Genomic DNA, 15286 nt, shown 5'->3' on the forward strand with positions numbered 1-15286 from the left:
TTTTGTATCATGTTTATACAATTTGAGCTAAATAAAGAGAGAAAAGTATGAATATGAGAAAGGTTTTAACACTGCTGCTAGGCGCATCGTTTCTGGCTGTGTTTGTTACATCCTGTGATTTGGATGACGACGGAAAATACTCTGTAGGCGACTTCATCGTCAGCCTGGGCGTTGTTCAGAAAGAGAATCCGAGTGATAATTCATACGTGATTCAGCTGGACAACGGCGATTCCTTTGTTCCGATGGCTACATCGGTTCCCTATTTCAATGTTTACAATAATCAGCGGGTGTGGGTGAATTTCAATCCGTTGGATGACAAAAGCAATAGCGATGGTTCGCTTACCTATTACGGAAAAGTAAACGATATAAGAGAAATTCTCTACAAAAACATTTCGAATGCTTCCAAGGTTTCCGCTGATAGTATGGGCTACGATCCGGTCAATGTGAAAGACATCTGGATGTCACAGGATAGTATTCTCAATCTGGAGATTTCCTTCTACACGGCGGGTTCAACGCACTATATTAACCTGGTGAACGATGAAACTGGAAACGGGGTAGACCAGCCGTATATGCTCGATTTGAAGCATAATGCCCGTGGTGACGAGCAGGCGTACCGTACTTCAGGAATCGTCAGTTTCAAGCTGGGAACGCTAAAAGCAGCCGGCAACGATTCAATTAATTTCATTGTCCGTTATACCAACTACGACGGTCAGACCGTTCAGGAGCCCGTTATGACGTACCATTACGGCAGCTGACCGAGTTGATTAATTGTTGTTCATAAACAGAAAAAGCAAAAACCCGCTGTGTAACATAGCGGGTTTTGTTTTGCCCGTTCTTGACCAAATAATAATTCCGGTTAAATTTGTGTCAAATCAGAAAATTGTTGTACAATGAAAAAACTGGCTCTTTTCTCACTTCCGCTATTAATGGTCGGCCTGATGGCCTGTACCACCAAAACGCCGAAAGTGGAGAAAAAGAATTTTGTGCCTGAGGTTCCCAAGCTGACCTCCGACATTATGACTCCCGAAGTGCTCTGGTCTTTTGGCCGTATGAGCGAAGCGGAAGTTTCACCCGATGGAAAATCGGTTGTGTATGCTGTAACCTATTTCAATATCCCGGAAAATAAATCGTACCGCGATTTGTATTCGGTTTCCACCGATGGAGGTACACCGGTGCAGTTGACCGATACGCCGGAGAAGGAATATAATCCGCAATGGCGCCCTGACGGCAAGAAGATTGGTTACCTCTCTTCCAAATCGGGTAGCACGCAGTTGTGGGAAATGAACCCTGACGGTTCTGCCAAGCATCAGGTTTCGCACATCGATGGCGGCATCATCGGATTCAAGTATGCACCTACCCAGGACCGGATTCTTTACATCAAAGCAGTGAAGCTCGACAAGAGTGTGCACGATCTCTTCCCTGACCTTCCGAAAGCAAATGCCCGACTGGAAACGGACCTGATGTATGTACACTGGGACCAATGGCATGATTATACCTACCAGCATGTTTTCGTGACTGACTACAATGAGAATAACGTCGTAGCCGGAACCGATATCATGAAAGGTGAGCGCTTTGACACCCCGATGAAACCATTTGGTGGCATCGAGCAGATTAATTTCTCGCCCGACGGGAAGAAGATTGCTTACACCTGCAAGAAGAAAGTTGGCCGCGCTTATGCGCTTTCGACCAATTCCGATATCTATATCTATGATATTGCCAATGGCGAAACCATCAACTATACCAAAGGTATGATGGGCTACGACATCAATCCTGTTTTCTCGCCCGACGGCAAAAAGCTGGCGTGGGAAAGCATGGAGCATGATGGTTACGAATCGGATAAAAATCGCCTCTTTATTGCAGATCTGGCAACCGGCGATAAGATGGACTATTCGAAAAATTTCGATCAGAATGTCCACGGCTTGCTGTGGTCTGCCGACAGTAAGACGATTTATTTCATTTCCGATATTCACGCTACCGACGAAATGTATTCGCTGGACGTAGCAGCTGACAGCATTCACCGGATTACAGACGGAGTACACAACTATCAGAGTGTGATGCTCGCCGGCGATAAACTGGTTGGCCAGCGCGTTTCCATGTCGCATCCGGCGGACCTGTACAGTGTGAACCCGGCCGATGGAAAAGCGATGCAGATTACCGATATCAACAAAAAATACCTCGACCAGCTCACTTTCGGTAAGGTGGAAAAACGTTGGGTAAAAACGGTTGATAACAAGAAAGAACTGGTGTGGGTAATTTATCCGCCGCATTTCGATCCGAACAAGAAATATCCGGCGTTGCTCTATTGCGAAGGTGGACCGCAGAGTACGGTTAGTCAGTTCTGGTCGTACCGCTGGAACTTCCAGATGATGGCTGCCAACGATTACATCATCGTTGCTCCGAACCGTCGCGGACTGCCTGGTTTCGGTACCAAGTGGAATGAAGAAATTTCCGGCGACTACGGTGGACTGGCCATGGACGATTACATGTCGGCTATCAAAGATGTCGCTAAAGAACCTTACGTGGATAATAACCGTCTGGGTGCTGTAGGTGCAAGTTTCGGTGGTTATTCGGTTTACTACCTGGCTGGACACAATAACGGCTATTTCAAAGCCTTTATCTCGCACGACGGTATCTTCAACATGGAAGCGATGTACACCACTACCGAAGAGATGTGGTTTGTGAACTGGGATTTGGGCGGTTCCTACTGGGATTTCAAAAACCCGGTAGCGATGAAGTCATACGCCAAGTTCTCCCCGCATAAGTATGTTCAGAACTGGGATGCCCCGATTCTGGTGATTCACGGTGGGCATGATTACCGGATTCCTTATACACAAGGTGAAGCGGCATTCAATGCAGCTCGTCTGCGCGGATTGCCTGCTGAGTTCCTGTACTTCCCGAATGAAAGTCACTGGGTATTGCAGGCACAGGATGGTATTCTGTGGCAGCGGGTCTTCTTCAACTGGCTCGATAAATACCTGAAATAAGGATTTTTCCTGATAAGATATGAAAGGCTGCCTCGGTTGAGGTGGCCTTTTTTGTGTATCGAATCCAATGACACGTACTAATTTTTTTTGATTTGCACGGCTTGATGTGTTTTTGTAACTTCATACGTGTGATTTAAAATGAAAGGTGGCGTGTTATGAATGCGAAACTCACATTAACGATTGAAGAGAAAATAATTGAGAGGGCTAAAAAATATGCCAGGGAAAATGGGCGGAGTTTGTCCGGAATTATCGAGAATTATTTGAAGATTATCACAGAAGAAAAGAATCGAGAACATGGTGAGATATCTCCATTGGTCAAATCATTAAGAGGATCATTTAAAGCACCGGAAGATTTTGATGAGAAGAAGGAATTGACAGATGGTCTTTCTAAAAAATATCTGTAAACAATGAAGAATGTATTGATTGATACAGATGTTATCCTGGATTTCTTCTTTGATCGAAAGCCATTCTCAGATGATGCAACAATTATATTATCATTATGTGAGTCAAAGAATATTAGAGGATTCATTACGCCGGTTATTTGCAGCAATCTTTACTATCTTTTAAGAAGGACTGCCAGGCATGAAAAAGTAATTGAGAAATTGAGTCAATTGGTATCTATAGTTGATATTCTTCAAATGGATAAAGAAGTTGTGATAGCTTCTCTGAATTCAAAATTTAAGGACTTTGAAGATGCGCTGCAGCATTATTCTGCATTGAGGTCTGGCGAGGTCGATGTCATAATCACACGTAACGTAAAAGATTTCGTTAAGAGCAATATTGGAGTGCTTACACCAGATAGTTTTCTGAAGTCATTTAATCCCGATGAGTGACGTTTTTAGTCAGGGTAATTAGACAACCAATATAAAAGAAAGCTGCCCCGAAATTTATCGAGGCAGCTTTCTTTTATCGAATTCGTATGAATTTTCGTCTTAAACGATTCCGGAGAATCCCATGAAGGCCATCGCCAGAATACCAGCTGTAATCAGTGCGATAGGCGTTCCTTTCAAACCTTTCGGTACATTCATCAGGTCGAGATGCTCTCGCAATCCCGCGAAAATCACCAGTGCCAGTCCAAAGCCGATAGCGGTAGAGATGGCATAAACCACGCCTTCCATCAGGTTAAAGTCTTTCTGAATCGTCAGAATGGCCACACCCAGAATCGCACAGTTAGTGGTAATCAAAGGAAGGAAAACTCCCAGTGCCTGGTAAAGTGCCGGACTTACCTTTTTCAGGATGATTTCGACCAGCTGAACCAGTGCAGCAATCACCAGGATAAACGAAATGGTTTGCAGGTATTCTACGTGCAACGGATTAAGAATATTGTACTGAATCAAATAGGTCACGATAGTTGCCAGTGTCATCACGAAGGCAACGGCTCCGGCCATACCGATGGCGGTTGATGTCTTTTTCGAAACACCGAGGAAAGGACAGACTCCAAGAAACTGTGCCAGTACGATGTTGTTGACAAAAATGGCCGATATGATAATGATAATGTATTGCATAACTTATCAGGCTTTTTTGATTTTATTGATGAGGGCAATCAGGTAACCCAGCGCGATGAATGCTCCGGGAGCCAGTACGAAAAGCAGGCTACCGTAATGCTCCGGATAAATCGTCAATCCGAAAATTTTACCGCTTCCTAGGAATTCACGAACAGCGCCCAGCAAAGTCAGCGCGAAGGTAAAACCAAGTCCCATGCCCAATCCATCGACGATGGACGACCATACGGTGTTTTTGGAAGCAAACGCTTCGGCACGTCCCAGTACGATGCAGTTCACTACGATAAGCGGAATGAACAATCCCAGGCTTTCGTACAGTGAAGGCAGGTAAGCCTGCATGGTCAGTTGAACGATGGTTACGAAAGTCGCGATGATGACGATGAAGCTCGGAATACGAACTTTGTCCGGAATACCACTTTTCACTAATGATACCACGAAGTTGGCCATCACCAGCACAAAGGTGGTGGCTAATCCCATGCCCATCCCGTTGATAGCAGATGAGGTGACACCCAGCGTGGGACACATTCCCAGCAGGAGTACAAATACCGGATTCTCTTTCAGGAATCCTTTGGTGAAGTTTTTCATCTGATTCATGAGTTACCTCCTTCCGTTTGAGCTTCGTTTTTGGTTGTTGAGCCGCTCATTCCATCCGATTCATTTTTCCAGGTGTTGTACGCCCGGCGTACAGCATCCAGGAATGCGCGCGATGAAATGGTAGCCGCTGTAATCGCGTCGATATCTCCACCGTCTTTCGACACATGGAAATTTACCTTACCGGGATTTTTCCCGATGATATCTTGTTTCGGTTTATCCTTGTTCCGGAACCATTCGCCCATCTTGGAACCCAGTCCCGGTGTTTCCTGGTGTTGCAATACTTCGTAACCGGAAATAGTGCCGTCAGGCTTGAAACCGACCATGATGGTGAAGTGGCCTGAGAAACCTTTGTTGGTATACGATTTAACGGCGGTTCCAACTTCTTTTCCCTGTGCATCGTATGCCGGGAATAATTCCAGACTATCGGGCCCGTCTTTCGGAAGTACCATCAGACTTTTGCCAAGCTTGTCGAATTTCGGAAGTACCGAGGCAATGGCTTTTTCCTGTGCCTTTATGTTGGCTTTTTTGATGGCATCGCGGGTCAGTTCGTTTACCAAACCAAGCGATGCCGAGGCGATGAAGGTAACAGCGAACAGCGTTACCAGCATATTGATGAAACTCGAATCTCTTTTGGCCATCATGCAACCCTCCCGAATCTAGTAGGTTTGACATAGGCATTGATCAGCGGAGTGAATGCGTTCATGATCAAAATCGCGAACGAAATACCTTCCGGATATGCCCCGAAGTTTCGGATGAGTACGGTGATGATCCCGATACCGGCTCCGAAAATCAATTGTCCCAGATGTGTCATTGGTGAGCTGACCATGTCAGTTGCCATGAAGATGGCTCCAAGCATGGCACCACCGGTGAACAGGTGGAACATCGGGTCCATGAAACGATCCGGATTGGCTAACCATAAAATTCCTTCGAAAATAAAGATAGTTCCCAAAACGGCAACCGGTGTGTGCCAGCTGATGATTTTCTTCCAGAGCATGTAAACACCACCCAAGAGCAATGCTACAGCGGAAATTTCACCCAGCGAACCACTCATGTTTCCCCAGAAGAGGTCGAAATGGCTTGGAAGCTGAGATGTGATTTGGGGAATGGTTTCGCCATTCTTCAATCCTTCTTTTAGCAGCCCGAGCGGTGTTGCACCGGAAAAGCCGTCAGCGACAACTTTGTTGGCTGTCCATGTGGTCATTTGAACAGGGAAGGAGATAAGCAGGAAAACACGTCCCACCAATGCCGGGTTGAACGGGTTTTGTCCCAGTCCGCCAAACGACATTTTTCCAACGCCAATGGCGACCAATGCTCCCATGACAATGAGCCACACCGGCAATCCGACCGGTACGTTAAAGGCCAGCAGAATCCCGGTTACGATGGCGGAACCATCATCGACCGTGGGCTTGACCTTCATGATATACTTTTGAATTACATATTCGAAGAATACACTCGCCGCTACGGCAATGAGTGTCACCTTTACGCTGTTCCAGCCGAAAAACATTACCGACATGGCGAAGGCCGGTAACATGGCCAGTACCACTCCGTACATGATTTTCCGTATGGACTCGTCACCCTGTACGTGCGGGGAAGGTGATACGGTTAGCAGTTTATTCATCGGTATTTTAACGTTTGTTTTGTCTGATTAATATTCGATTAGTTCTGTGATTTCCGTGCCCGGATGAGTTTACCCACTGTTCCTTTTCCCAGTCGGATGTAATCCAGCAACGGGCGGTTAGACGGACAAGTGAACGAACAGGAGCCGCACTCGATGCAATCCATCACATGACGGTCTTCACTGCGTTCCCACAATTTCTTCTCAGACATGGTCATCAACAGGTAAGGCTCGAGTCCCATGGGGCAAACATTCACACACTTCCCGCACCGGATACAAGGTTCTACCTCGTTCCGCTTCGCTTCTTCGTCACGGATGAGGAGAATACCCGAGGTTCCTTTTGTTACCGGAACTTCCAGGGTAGTAACGGCGCGTCCCATCATCGGGCCACCGCTAATCACTTTGCCTGTATCTTCGGGCATACCACCGGCTGCTTCTACCAGGTCGGTAACCGGTGTTCCGATGCGCACCATCAGGTTCGACGGTTCTTTGACCGATTTTCCGGTTACGGTAACCACTCGCTCGACCAGCGGTTTATTTTTCATCACCGCTTCGTAAACGGCGAAAGCTGTACCGACGTTGTTCACCACCGCACCAACGGCAATCGGCAGTGCCCCTGACGGAACCTCCTTGCCGGTAACGGCCTTGATCAACTGTTTTTCACCACCCTGTGGATACTTCACTTTCAACGGTTGAACCGAGATTCCCGATTCGTTGGCAGTGAGCTCCTGCATGCGGGTAATCGCGTCGGGTTTATTGTTTTCGATACCAATTACCGCTTTATTCACGCCCAGCGATTTCATCAGGAGCTTGGTGCCGACAATAATTTCAGCGCCTTTTTCCAGCATCAGGCGATGGTCGGAAGTGAGGTAAGGTTCACACTCCACACCATTGATAAGCAGTACCTCGGCAGTCATTCCCGGAGGCGGGCTCAGTTTCACGTGTGTTGGGAAGGTGGCTCCACCTAAACCGACGATTCCGGCTGCCAGAACTTTCGCGTTGATTTCCTTGGCGTCCAGATGAGTTTCTTTAATCAGGTTATCGGAAGTATCGATACCTTGTTCCCATTCATCACCTGCAACATCGATGATGACTGCTTTTTTCTTGTATCCGGACGAATCCATCACGTCATCAATCTTCTTCACTTTCCCGGAAACGGATGAATGGATATTGGTGGATACAAATCCCGAACTTTGCGCGATTACCGTACCGACTTTGACTTCGTCGCCGCGTTTAACCACTACGGTGGCGGGAGCACCGATATGTTGAGCAACGGGAATACTGACGGTTTTCGGGAGGGGAAGCTTTTCGATGGCTTTGCCGGCAGACAATTTATTCTCGGCCGGGTGAACACCTCCCATTTTGAATGTCTTTAACACGTTGACCTCCAGTTTATCGTTAATTATTCGTTTAGTTTTTAGGCTTTATCTGTTGAATCGGGACCAGCTGATGTCGGCTCGGCTACCTTCTCGGGTTTGATTTTCCTTGGCGGGAAATTCTCTTCGATGATGGAGCCGGTAGGACAAACGGTCACACACTTGCGGCAAAGCTTACACTTATCCGAATCGATGAAGGCCAGGTTGTTTTCCATGGTAATGGCATCGAACGGACACTCTTTGAAACATTTGCTACAACCGATACAGGCAACGTCGCAGGCTTTTTTTGCGGCAGCGCCTTTATCCTCATTGCGGCAGGCCACGTAAATCTTGCGGTCTTTCGGCATCTTCTTGCGAAGCTCGAACAAGTCTTTCGGACAGGCATCGACGCAGGCACCACATGCGGTACATTTTTCGTCGTCTACTTCCGGCAAACCGGTTTCAGGATTCATGTGCAAGGCATCGAAATCGCAGACATCCACACAATCACCGTAACCCAGGCAGCCAAAAGCACATGCGGTTTCGCCACTGTAAAGTGAAGAAGCGGCTGAACAGGATTTGGCTCCGTCGAATTGATTGGTTTTCGGACGATGGTCGCATGTTCCGTTACAACGAAGTACAGCTACCTTGGGAGCTTTCTGTACTGCTTCCAAGCCGAGAATATTGGCAACTTCGTTCATGCATTCGTTTCCACCAACCGGGCAAAACAAGCTGCTCAACTCGTTTTCTTCCACACAGGCTTCGGCGAAAGCACGACAACCGGCATATCCACAACCACCACAATTGGCGCTTGGAAGCGCTTCCTCGATCTGGTCGATACGCGGATCTTCGTGAACCATGAATTTTTGTGATACGTAATACAGGATGATCGCAGCAATGATCCCGATGGCGCTGAGAACAACGACAGTATAAATCAGTGTAATGCTCATTTTATCTGAGGTTTAGTTCAGTTTTCGAATACTAAAATTCAGTTTTTGTTTGATTTTTTCTTGCAGAAGATATAAAATACCGTAATAAGGCACCAAAACACCCAAAGAAGCTGCTGCTGCCAGCGATTCATTGCCGGTAGTCTGAAGCAAAACGATGAGTGTGATCAAAAGTATAATAAGGGGCAGGATATATGCTACAAAAAGTGCCCGGAACCCCTGTGATTCGCTGGCAATAACTTCGACAAATTCTCCCCTTGTATAGGTGCCTTTCCAGCTCTCAATCTCCACTTCCTTTTCTTTGACATCGGACATGTTGCACGAACCATTTACCGAACATGACACACATGCTGACTGGGAAACGATTCCAACTACTATCCGATGGTCATCCACAAACTTTACAACTCCCCGATGGAAGATATTTCCCTTGTTTTCCATTTTTCCTAAACGGTAGAAAATTTTCCCGCAAATGTAACGAGCTTTTTTATCTATCAGATTATTGAGTATATATCTTTAAACACCTATTGGTAATTTAGCATTGTTTTAAATAAAATATATACAATTCGATATATAGATAATTCGAAATAAGGAGAGAATGAATTATGTTGATATTCAGGTTTTAGGAAAATTTTGAAAAAAGCAAGCTTGCTAAGTATTGCTATTCTCTGATGACGGAAGGCGGAAACGGAAGATGGTTCCTTTGTTTTCGGCGCTCTCTACTTCGATGGCGCTATTGTTTTTTTCCAGGAATTCTTTACACAGGATCAATCCAATCCCGGTTCCCGATTCATTTTCGGTTCCTTTAGTATAAAATTTATGCCCCACCTGGAATAATTTCTTCTGGTTGGATTCTGATATTCCTATCCCAAAGTCTTGAATACTAATTAATACATGGTGGTGAGTCTTTTTGGCGCTGATGATGACTTCTCCTCCGCGATGCGAAAATTTAATAGCATTGGATACCAGGTTCCGGATGACTGTAGCGATCATTTTCGGGTCGGCATAGGCATACATGTCATCTTCAAGGTTGGTTACCAGTGTTATATCTTTCTTTTCGGCCTGACCGGCTGGCAGAATCAGGACGGCTTCAACCAGTTCTTTTACGTCGAACTCCTCAGCCTGAACGGCGAGAGTTCCGCTCTGTGCATGCCACCAGTCGAGTACATCGTCAATCAAATCGACCATGCTGCGCGACGAATGACGAATGACTTTGGCGAAACTCCGGCGTTGTTCTTCCGAGAAAGCTTCATCTTTGCTTTGCAAAACTTCGGCAAAACCCATGATGGACGAAAGTGGATTCTTCAAGTCGTGTGCCAACAGGCTGATAAATTTATCTTTGGTCGCATTGGCTTTGCGCAATTCCTCTTCCGAAAGTTTCAGTTTTATCTCATAAAGTCTGCGGTGAGTCAGGGTTTTAGCAACTGATCGTGCCAGGAAAAGCAATAGAACGAACACTGCTAAAAAGAGCGCTCCCAATCGTCCGTAAATTCTTCTTTCTCCTTCTTTTATTCTTGATTCAGGCACATGCGAAATGACTTTAAAAAGATAATCCTGTGATTCTCCAAATATCGGGAGGCTGTCGAGCGGAAGGTTCAACGCCCGGTAAACTTCTTTGATTCGCGTTAGCGGATGTAAAGTCTGGAAAGTGAAAAGACCTTCGTCGTTTCGGAATTGACCGTTTTTATCGGCCCATATTTTCTTGTGAGCCTCTGGAAAATCCTCCCGGAAAGTCTTGCGCGAATTTCCGTCATTAATAAACGACCAGGTTCTGGTTGGGTCGGGGTGAAGCAGGTAATAGCCCGAACGATTAACCAAAAGAGAATTTCCCTGCCGGCTTCCGTCGCCTTCAATATATTTACGTAATGCATAGCCTGCATTCAGATTGAGAACAAGAATACCTTTCACTGTGCCGTCTTTGTCAGGAATGGGCGTCGCAATCCGGATGATGGGTTTCAGCGGAAGTTCAATTTTGCCGTTTTCCGCGTTGACATCAAGTGGAGAGAGGTAGACTTCGTAAGGCTTCAGACGAATAGTGTGGAGAAAAAACTCCTGATTGACCTTGCTTTGCAAAGCATCCTTCGGCATCAGGTATGGCTTCCCGTCTTTATCCATTTTCACCCTGAGACGTTCCATGCCATTTTTATCGATGAACCGAATCTGATCGTAAAACGATTTTTGCATCATCAGGTTACTGAACTCATGTGCAAGCGCTTTTCGGTCCTGCAGATTCGGTTGGTTGACATACTCGTTCATGTGCTCTTCGTGCGAGAGAAACATGATATCGGTTACCACGAAGGCAATGTCGTCAAGTAAACTGCGGTATTGAACGGCAATCTTATTTTTTTCCTGTAGCTGAATATTACCGATGAATTCGTCAATGCGAATGCGTAAGTAGGGTAGGAAGAATAGCGCGGCAAAACCGCCGAAAAGTAAGGCGTAGGTGAAAAAATACCGGTAAAATATACTTCGTTGGTTGTTATTTTTTAGCGTTTTATTCATCGGTTGAAAAAAGCGAATCAGGTAAACTTCAAGTTATGGAATCTTATCAACTTATCGAGCTCCAATTTAAGTGGTTTTTTCGTAATGCTATCAATTGTTTGCGCATCAGGTTATTTTCCGGTTTGGCCAACGTGGGATCATCATCCAAAATATCAGTCGCAATGTCGCGTGCATACTGCAGTATCTGACCATCTTTGGCGATATTCGCAATCTTCATATCGAACGCCATCCCCGACTGTTGCGTTCCTTCGATATCCCCCGGTCCGCGCAGCTTCATATCGACTTCGGCAATTTCGAAACCATCGTTGGTAGCCACCATCGTTTCGATACGCTTCCGGCTTTCAGCTCCCAGCTTATATTTCGACATTAGGATACAAAAAGATTGTTCCGCACCGCGTCCCACGCGACCTCGTAACTGGTGAAGCTGCGACAGTCCAAAGCGTTCTGTACTTTCAATCACCATCACGGATGCATTAGGAACGTCTACGCCTACTTCGATAACGGTAGTAGCCACCATGATGTTTGTTTCTCCATTTTTGAAACGCATCATTTCGGCATCTTTGTCTGCCGGGCGCATTTTGCCGTGTACCATGCTAACATGGTATTTGGGCTCGGGAAAAGCTGTTTTGATGTGTTTATATCCTTCTTCCAGGTTTTTGAAGTCCATCTTTTCCGACTCGGAAATGAGCGGGTATACCATGTAAATCTGGCGACCAATTTCAATTTCCTTCCGCATAAAATCATACACCTTCTTGCGGTTGTTCTCGAAGAAGTGCATGGTTTTGATGGGTTTCCTTCCGGGAGGCAATTCGTCAATGACGGAAACGTCCAAATCGCCGTAAACGGTCATGGCGAGCGTCCGCGGAATCGGTGTTGCAGTCATAACCAACACGTGAGGCGGAACATAATTCTTCCGCCACAAGCGGGCACGTTGGGCTACACCAAACCGGTGTTGTTCGTCGATAATGACCATCCCTAGGTTTTTGAACTTCACTTTTTCTTCGAGCAGTGCATGCGTGCCAATCAGAATGTGAAGTTCGCCGTTTTCGAGTTGCTCATGAATCTCTTTTCGTTCCGATTTTTTGGTGGAACCAGTGAGCAACCGAACATTTACCGACATGTTGCCCAGAAATTTCTTGATGGAGGCGTAGTGTTGGTTGGCCAGAATCTCAGTTGGAGCCATCATGCTCGACTGAAAACCATTATCGAGCGCCATCAGCATCGTCATCAATCCCACCATGGTTTTACCACTTCCCACATCTCCCTGTAACAGCCGGTTCATCTGTTTGCCGGAACCCACATCTTTCCGAATCTCCTTGATGACCCTTTTTTGCGCTCTGGTCAGTTCGAAAGGGAGGTGATTATGGAAAAATTCGTTGAAGTAATCGCCGATGGTGGTAAACGGATGACCTCTGAATTTTTGTTGCCTGTCGGCTTTCAGATGGAGTATTTTCAGCTGAATGTAAAATAGCTCTTCGAATTTTAGACGGTATTCCGCTTTGCGTAATGTATTGGGATTTTGCGGAAAATGAATATTTCCGATGGCTTCAGGCAATGACATCAGGTTGTACTTTTCCACCAGCCAGGCTGGGAGGGTTTCCCGTAATTTTCCTTTGGCCAGCGGAAAAAGATTCTGCTGAAGCTTCAAAATTACTTTCGAGTTCAGAAAACTCTTCTTCAGTTTGTCCGTCGTGTTGTAAAATGCCTGAATATAGCCTTGAGCATGCTTGCTTTGTTGGTTATCGACTTCCTCCAGTTCGGGATGAACAATGTTGTACTGGCCGTTGAATTCAGTCGGTTTGCCAAAAACGACATACTGTTTGGTCGTGCTTAGTGACGAACGAACGTATTTGATGCCTTTGAACCAGACCAGTTCCAACACTCCGGTGCCATCGGTAAAATAGGCAACGAGCCTCTGACTGCGCCCTTCCCCGACGACTTCGGTGCCGGTAATCCGGCCCTTTACCTGTATGTATGGCAGTTTGGTATCGATTTCCCGGATGTTGTAAAAACGGGTCCGGTCGACATATTTGAAAGGAAAGTAATAAAGCAAATCCCGAAAAGTAAAAATCTTCAGTTCACTGTTCAGCAAACTGGCACGCCTGGGACCTACTCCCGGCAGGAATTTGATATCTTGGTCAAGAAATTCAGGCATGAAGCAAATATAACAATAAATTATACTTGGATTCCTGCGCGGGAATGAAGGAAAAACCTGACTTTTGCGAGAAAGAAATGCACCCTTTCAATAACCGTTTATGTCCTTATTTCGCTTAAAACGACAAATTTCATATTGGCTCAATGCTCGTCACCGTCGCGGACACGGAATTCACTCTCCATATCTTTTCGGATTGCTGACAAACGTGATTGAAAACGATGGAAATTATTACGCCTATGAGACGATTGAAGGCGTATGGGCATCGTTGATGCGGTCGAATGTGAAAGTTCCCGGAAGTACGTCGACGTATGAGGATGTCCCGGAAAAGCTGAAGTTGCTGGTCAGAAGGTTTGACCTGTTGCCGAAGTACGGAAAGATGTTGTTTCGGCTGATCAACGAATTTCAGCCAAAGCATATCGTTTGCATTGGTCCGGTTACCGGAATGACGTCTTTGTATCTGGCGAAAGCAGATAGTCGGATTTCAGTGAATCATTATGATGGGAAAAAGGAATTACTGCCCGTGACAAAGTATCTGCTCGATACCGCCGGCGTTGAAAATGTGAAGATACACGACGGTTTGCCTGATTTTTATGCTTTGGATATGAAAGACGCTTTCGTTGTTTTGAGTTATCCGGAAGAATCCGTTCGGTGTCACGAAGTTATTCAGAATATTGTCAGAAATCCGGGCGAAAAGCCCAAGGCAATCGTGGTTAACGGCATTCATGAGTCTCAGGAAATGGAGGAGATTTGGAGTGAACTGACAACGAACCAATTTGTGCGTGTCTCCCTCGATTTTTTTATCTTAGGTTTGGCCATTTGCCTTCCGGATTTGCAAAAGGAAAATTTTGTGATAAGATATTAACAAGGCATTGGATGTACCGTTGCAATTCCGTTAACTTTGTATAAAGTTGAAATATTCTGTTAAATGGAAAAAGTCATTCAACTCAATAACATCGTTAAGAACTACTATGTCGGAACACAGGTGGTTCATGCTTTACGTTCAGTATCACTGTCGATTGACAAGGGCGATTATGTGACCATCATGGGAGCGTCCGGCTCGGGAAAATCCACTTTGATGAATATTATCGGCTGTCTGGATACACCCACTTCCGGTTCTTACCATTTGAGTGACATCGATGTGGGGGCGTTGGATGACGATCGGTTGGCGGAGATACGCAACGATGAGATTGGTTTTGTATTTCAAACCTTCAATTTGTTGCCCCGCTATTCTGCCCTCGAAAATGTAATGTTGCCTTTGGTTTATGCCGGTATTGGCCGGAAAAAACGAGAAAAACAGGCGATGGAGCAGTTGATTCAGGTGGGGCTGGAAGATCGCGTGGAGCACAAGCCGAATGAGTTGTCGGGTGGTCAGCGACAACGCGTAGCTGTAGCCCGCGCTTTGGTGAATCATCCATCCATTTTGCTGGCGGATGAGCCGACCGGTAACCTCGATTCGAAGATTTCGGAGGAGATAATGAAACTCTTTGCCGAAATTCATAAACTGGGGAATACCATTATTCTGGTTACCCACGAAGAGGATATTGCCCGGCACGCGCATCGCATTATCAAACTAAAGGATGGTGAGGTTGAAGCCGATTACCGTAACAGTAACCCGATTTATTAACGCTAAATCTT

The 15286-nt window shown here is 45.9% G+C and carries 15 protein-coding genes; 6 read left to right on the plus strand and 9 right to left on the minus strand.

Features of this window, described 5'->3' with window-relative positions; genetic code table 11:
- Positions 1-53: 53 nt before the first annotated feature.
- From AC060N_RS04775 to AC060N_RS04790, 4 genes are all read left to right on the plus strand, one after another.
- Positions 54-755, plus strand: a complete 702-nt coding sequence (locus tag AC060N_RS04775) for a NigD1/NigD2 family lipoprotein (RefSeq protein WP_479526098.1) — start codon at positions 54-56, stop codon at positions 753-755.
- Between the two features lie 135 nt (positions 756-890).
- Positions 891-2984, plus strand: coding sequence for a dipeptidyl-peptidase Dpp5 (gene dpp5 / locus AC060N_RS04780; RefSeq protein WP_479526099.1), 2094 nt, complete (start codon positions 891-893; stop codon positions 2982-2984).
- Between the two features lie 155 nt (positions 2985-3139).
- Positions 3140-3388, plus strand: coding sequence for a DUF6364 family protein (locus AC060N_RS04785; RefSeq protein WP_479526100.1), 249 nt, complete (start codon positions 3140-3142; stop codon positions 3386-3388).
- Positions 3389-3391: 3 nt separating this feature from the next.
- The gene (locus AC060N_RS04790) at positions 3392-3817 is read left to right on the plus strand and encodes a type II toxin-antitoxin system VapC family toxin (protein ID WP_479526101.1); all 426 of its coding nucleotides are present in this window, start codon (positions 3392-3394) and stop codon (positions 3815-3817) included.
- A 99-nt stretch (positions 3818-3916) separates the two neighbouring features.
- Here the strand turns inward: AC060N_RS04790 and rsxA are convergent, their stop codons facing one another.
- The 9 genes from rsxA to recG all read right to left on the minus strand — a co-directional run bounded on the left by rsxA (position 3917) and on the right by recG (position 13651).
- The gene (gene rsxA, locus AC060N_RS04795) at positions 3917-4489 is read right to left on the minus strand and encodes an electron transport complex subunit RsxA (protein WP_479526102.1); all 573 of its coding nucleotides are present in this window, start codon (positions 4487-4489) and stop codon (positions 3917-3919) included.
- Positions 4490-4495: 6 nt separating this feature from the next.
- On the minus strand, positions 4496-5080 hold the full coding sequence (gene rsxE, locus AC060N_RS04800; RefSeq protein ID WP_463234670.1) for an electron transport complex subunit RsxE: 585 nt from the start codon (positions 5078-5080) through the stop codon (positions 4496-4498).
- Positions 5077-5721, minus strand: coding sequence for an RnfABCDGE type electron transport complex subunit G (locus AC060N_RS04805; protein ID WP_479526103.1), 645 nt, complete (start codon positions 5719-5721; stop codon positions 5077-5079). The genes rsxE and AC060N_RS04805 overlap by 4 nt, the downstream gene beginning before the upstream one ends.
- The gene (locus AC060N_RS04810; RefSeq protein WP_479526104.1) at positions 5718-6698 is read right to left on the minus strand and encodes an RnfABCDGE type electron transport complex subunit D; all 981 of its coding nucleotides are present in this window, start codon (positions 6696-6698) and stop codon (positions 5718-5720) included. Before AC060N_RS04810 ends, AC060N_RS04805 begins: the two co-directional genes overlap by 4 nt.
- A 38-nt stretch (positions 6699-6736) precedes the next feature.
- Complete coding sequence (gene rsxC, locus AC060N_RS04815; protein WP_479526105.1) at positions 6737-8056, minus strand: electron transport complex subunit RsxC; 1320 nt, start codon at positions 8054-8056, stop codon at positions 6737-6739.
- A 56-nt stretch (positions 8057-8112) separates the two neighbouring features.
- A complete protein-coding gene (locus tag AC060N_RS04820; protein WP_153638024.1) occupies positions 8113-9000 on the minus strand; it encodes a Fe-S cluster domain-containing protein in 888 nt (295 codons plus the stop codon).
- Positions 9001-9012: 12 nt separating this feature from the next.
- Complete coding sequence (locus AC060N_RS04825; RefSeq protein WP_479526106.1) at positions 9013-9435, minus strand: SoxR reducing system RseC family protein; 423 nt, start codon at positions 9433-9435, stop codon at positions 9013-9015.
- Between the two features lie 210 nt (positions 9436-9645).
- Positions 9646-11496: a sensor histidine kinase gene (locus AC060N_RS04830; RefSeq protein ID WP_479526107.1), complete on the minus strand. Its 1851-nt coding sequence runs from the start codon at positions 11494-11496 to the stop codon at positions 9646-9648.
- 46 nt (positions 11497-11542) lie between these two features.
- Positions 11543-13651, minus strand: coding sequence for an ATP-dependent DNA helicase RecG (recG, locus tag AC060N_RS04835; protein ID WP_479526108.1), 2109 nt, complete (start codon positions 13649-13651; stop codon positions 11543-11545).
- A gap of 100 nt (positions 13652-13751) precedes the next feature.
- Between recG and AC060N_RS04840 the strand changes: the two genes are divergently transcribed.
- A complete protein-coding gene (locus AC060N_RS04840; RefSeq protein WP_479526109.1) occupies positions 13752-14513 on the plus strand; it encodes a hypothetical protein in 762 nt (253 codons plus the stop codon).
- A 63-nt stretch (positions 14514-14576) separates the two neighbouring features.
- Positions 14577-15275: an ABC transporter ATP-binding protein gene (locus AC060N_RS04845; protein WP_153638029.1), complete on the plus strand. Its 699-nt coding sequence runs from the start codon at positions 14577-14579 to the stop codon at positions 15273-15275.
- Positions 15276-15286 lie beyond the last annotated feature (11 nt).

It is taken from the genome of Prolixibacter sp. DSM 2831 (assembly GCF_056493735.1).

Excerpts from the sequence above, each read along its gene's own strand:
- AC060N_RS04785 (WP_479526100.1), top strand. The coding sequence starts at position 3,140 with ATGAATGCGAAACTCACATTAACGATTGAAGAGAAAATAATTGAGAGG.
- AC060N_RS04830 (WP_479526107.1), bottom strand. The coding sequence starts at position 11,496 with ATGAATAAAACGCTAAAAAATAACAACCAACGAAGTATATTTTACCGG.
- AC060N_RS04845 (WP_153638029.1), top strand. The coding sequence starts at position 14,577 with ATGGAAAAAGTCATTCAACTCAATAACATCGTTAAGAACTACTATGTC.
- rsxE (WP_463234670.1), bottom strand. The coding sequence starts at position 5,080 with ATGAATCAGATGAAAAACTTCACCAAAGGATTCCTGAAAGAGAATCCG.
- AC060N_RS04840 (WP_479526109.1), top strand. The coding sequence starts at position 13,752 with ATGTCCTTATTTCGCTTAAAACGACAAATTTCATATTGGCTCAATGCT.
- rsxC (WP_479526105.1), bottom strand. The coding sequence starts at position 8,056 with ATGGGAGGTGTTCACCCGGCCGAGAATAAATTGTCTGCCGGCAAAGCC.
- AC060N_RS04790 (WP_479526101.1), top strand. The coding sequence starts at position 3,392 with ATGAAGAATGTATTGATTGATACAGATGTTATCCTGGATTTCTTCTTT.
- rsxA (WP_479526102.1), bottom strand. The coding sequence starts at position 4,489 with ATGCAATACATTATCATTATCATATCGGCCATTTTTGTCAACAACATC.
- dpp5 (WP_479526099.1), top strand. The coding sequence starts at position 891 with ATGAAAAAACTGGCTCTTTTCTCACTTCCGCTATTAATGGTCGGCCTG.
- AC060N_RS04820 (WP_153638024.1), bottom strand. The coding sequence starts at position 9,000 with ATGAGCATTACACTGATTTATACTGTCGTTGTTCTCAGCGCCATCGGG.
- AC060N_RS04810 (WP_479526104.1), bottom strand. The coding sequence starts at position 6,698 with ATGAATAAACTGCTAACCGTATCACCTTCCCCGCACGTACAGGGTGAC.
- AC060N_RS04775 (WP_479526098.1), top strand. The coding sequence starts at position 54 with ATGAGAAAGGTTTTAACACTGCTGCTAGGCGCATCGTTTCTGGCTGTG.
- AC060N_RS04805 (WP_479526103.1), bottom strand. The coding sequence starts at position 5,721 with ATGATGGCCAAAAGAGATTCGAGTTTCATCAATATGCTGGTAACGCTG.
- recG (WP_479526108.1), bottom strand. The coding sequence starts at position 13,651 with ATGCCTGAATTTCTTGACCAAGATATCAAATTCCTGCCGGGAGTAGGT.
- AC060N_RS04825 (WP_479526106.1), bottom strand. The coding sequence starts at position 9,435 with ATGGAAAACAAGGGAAATATCTTCCATCGGGGAGTTGTAAAGTTTGTG.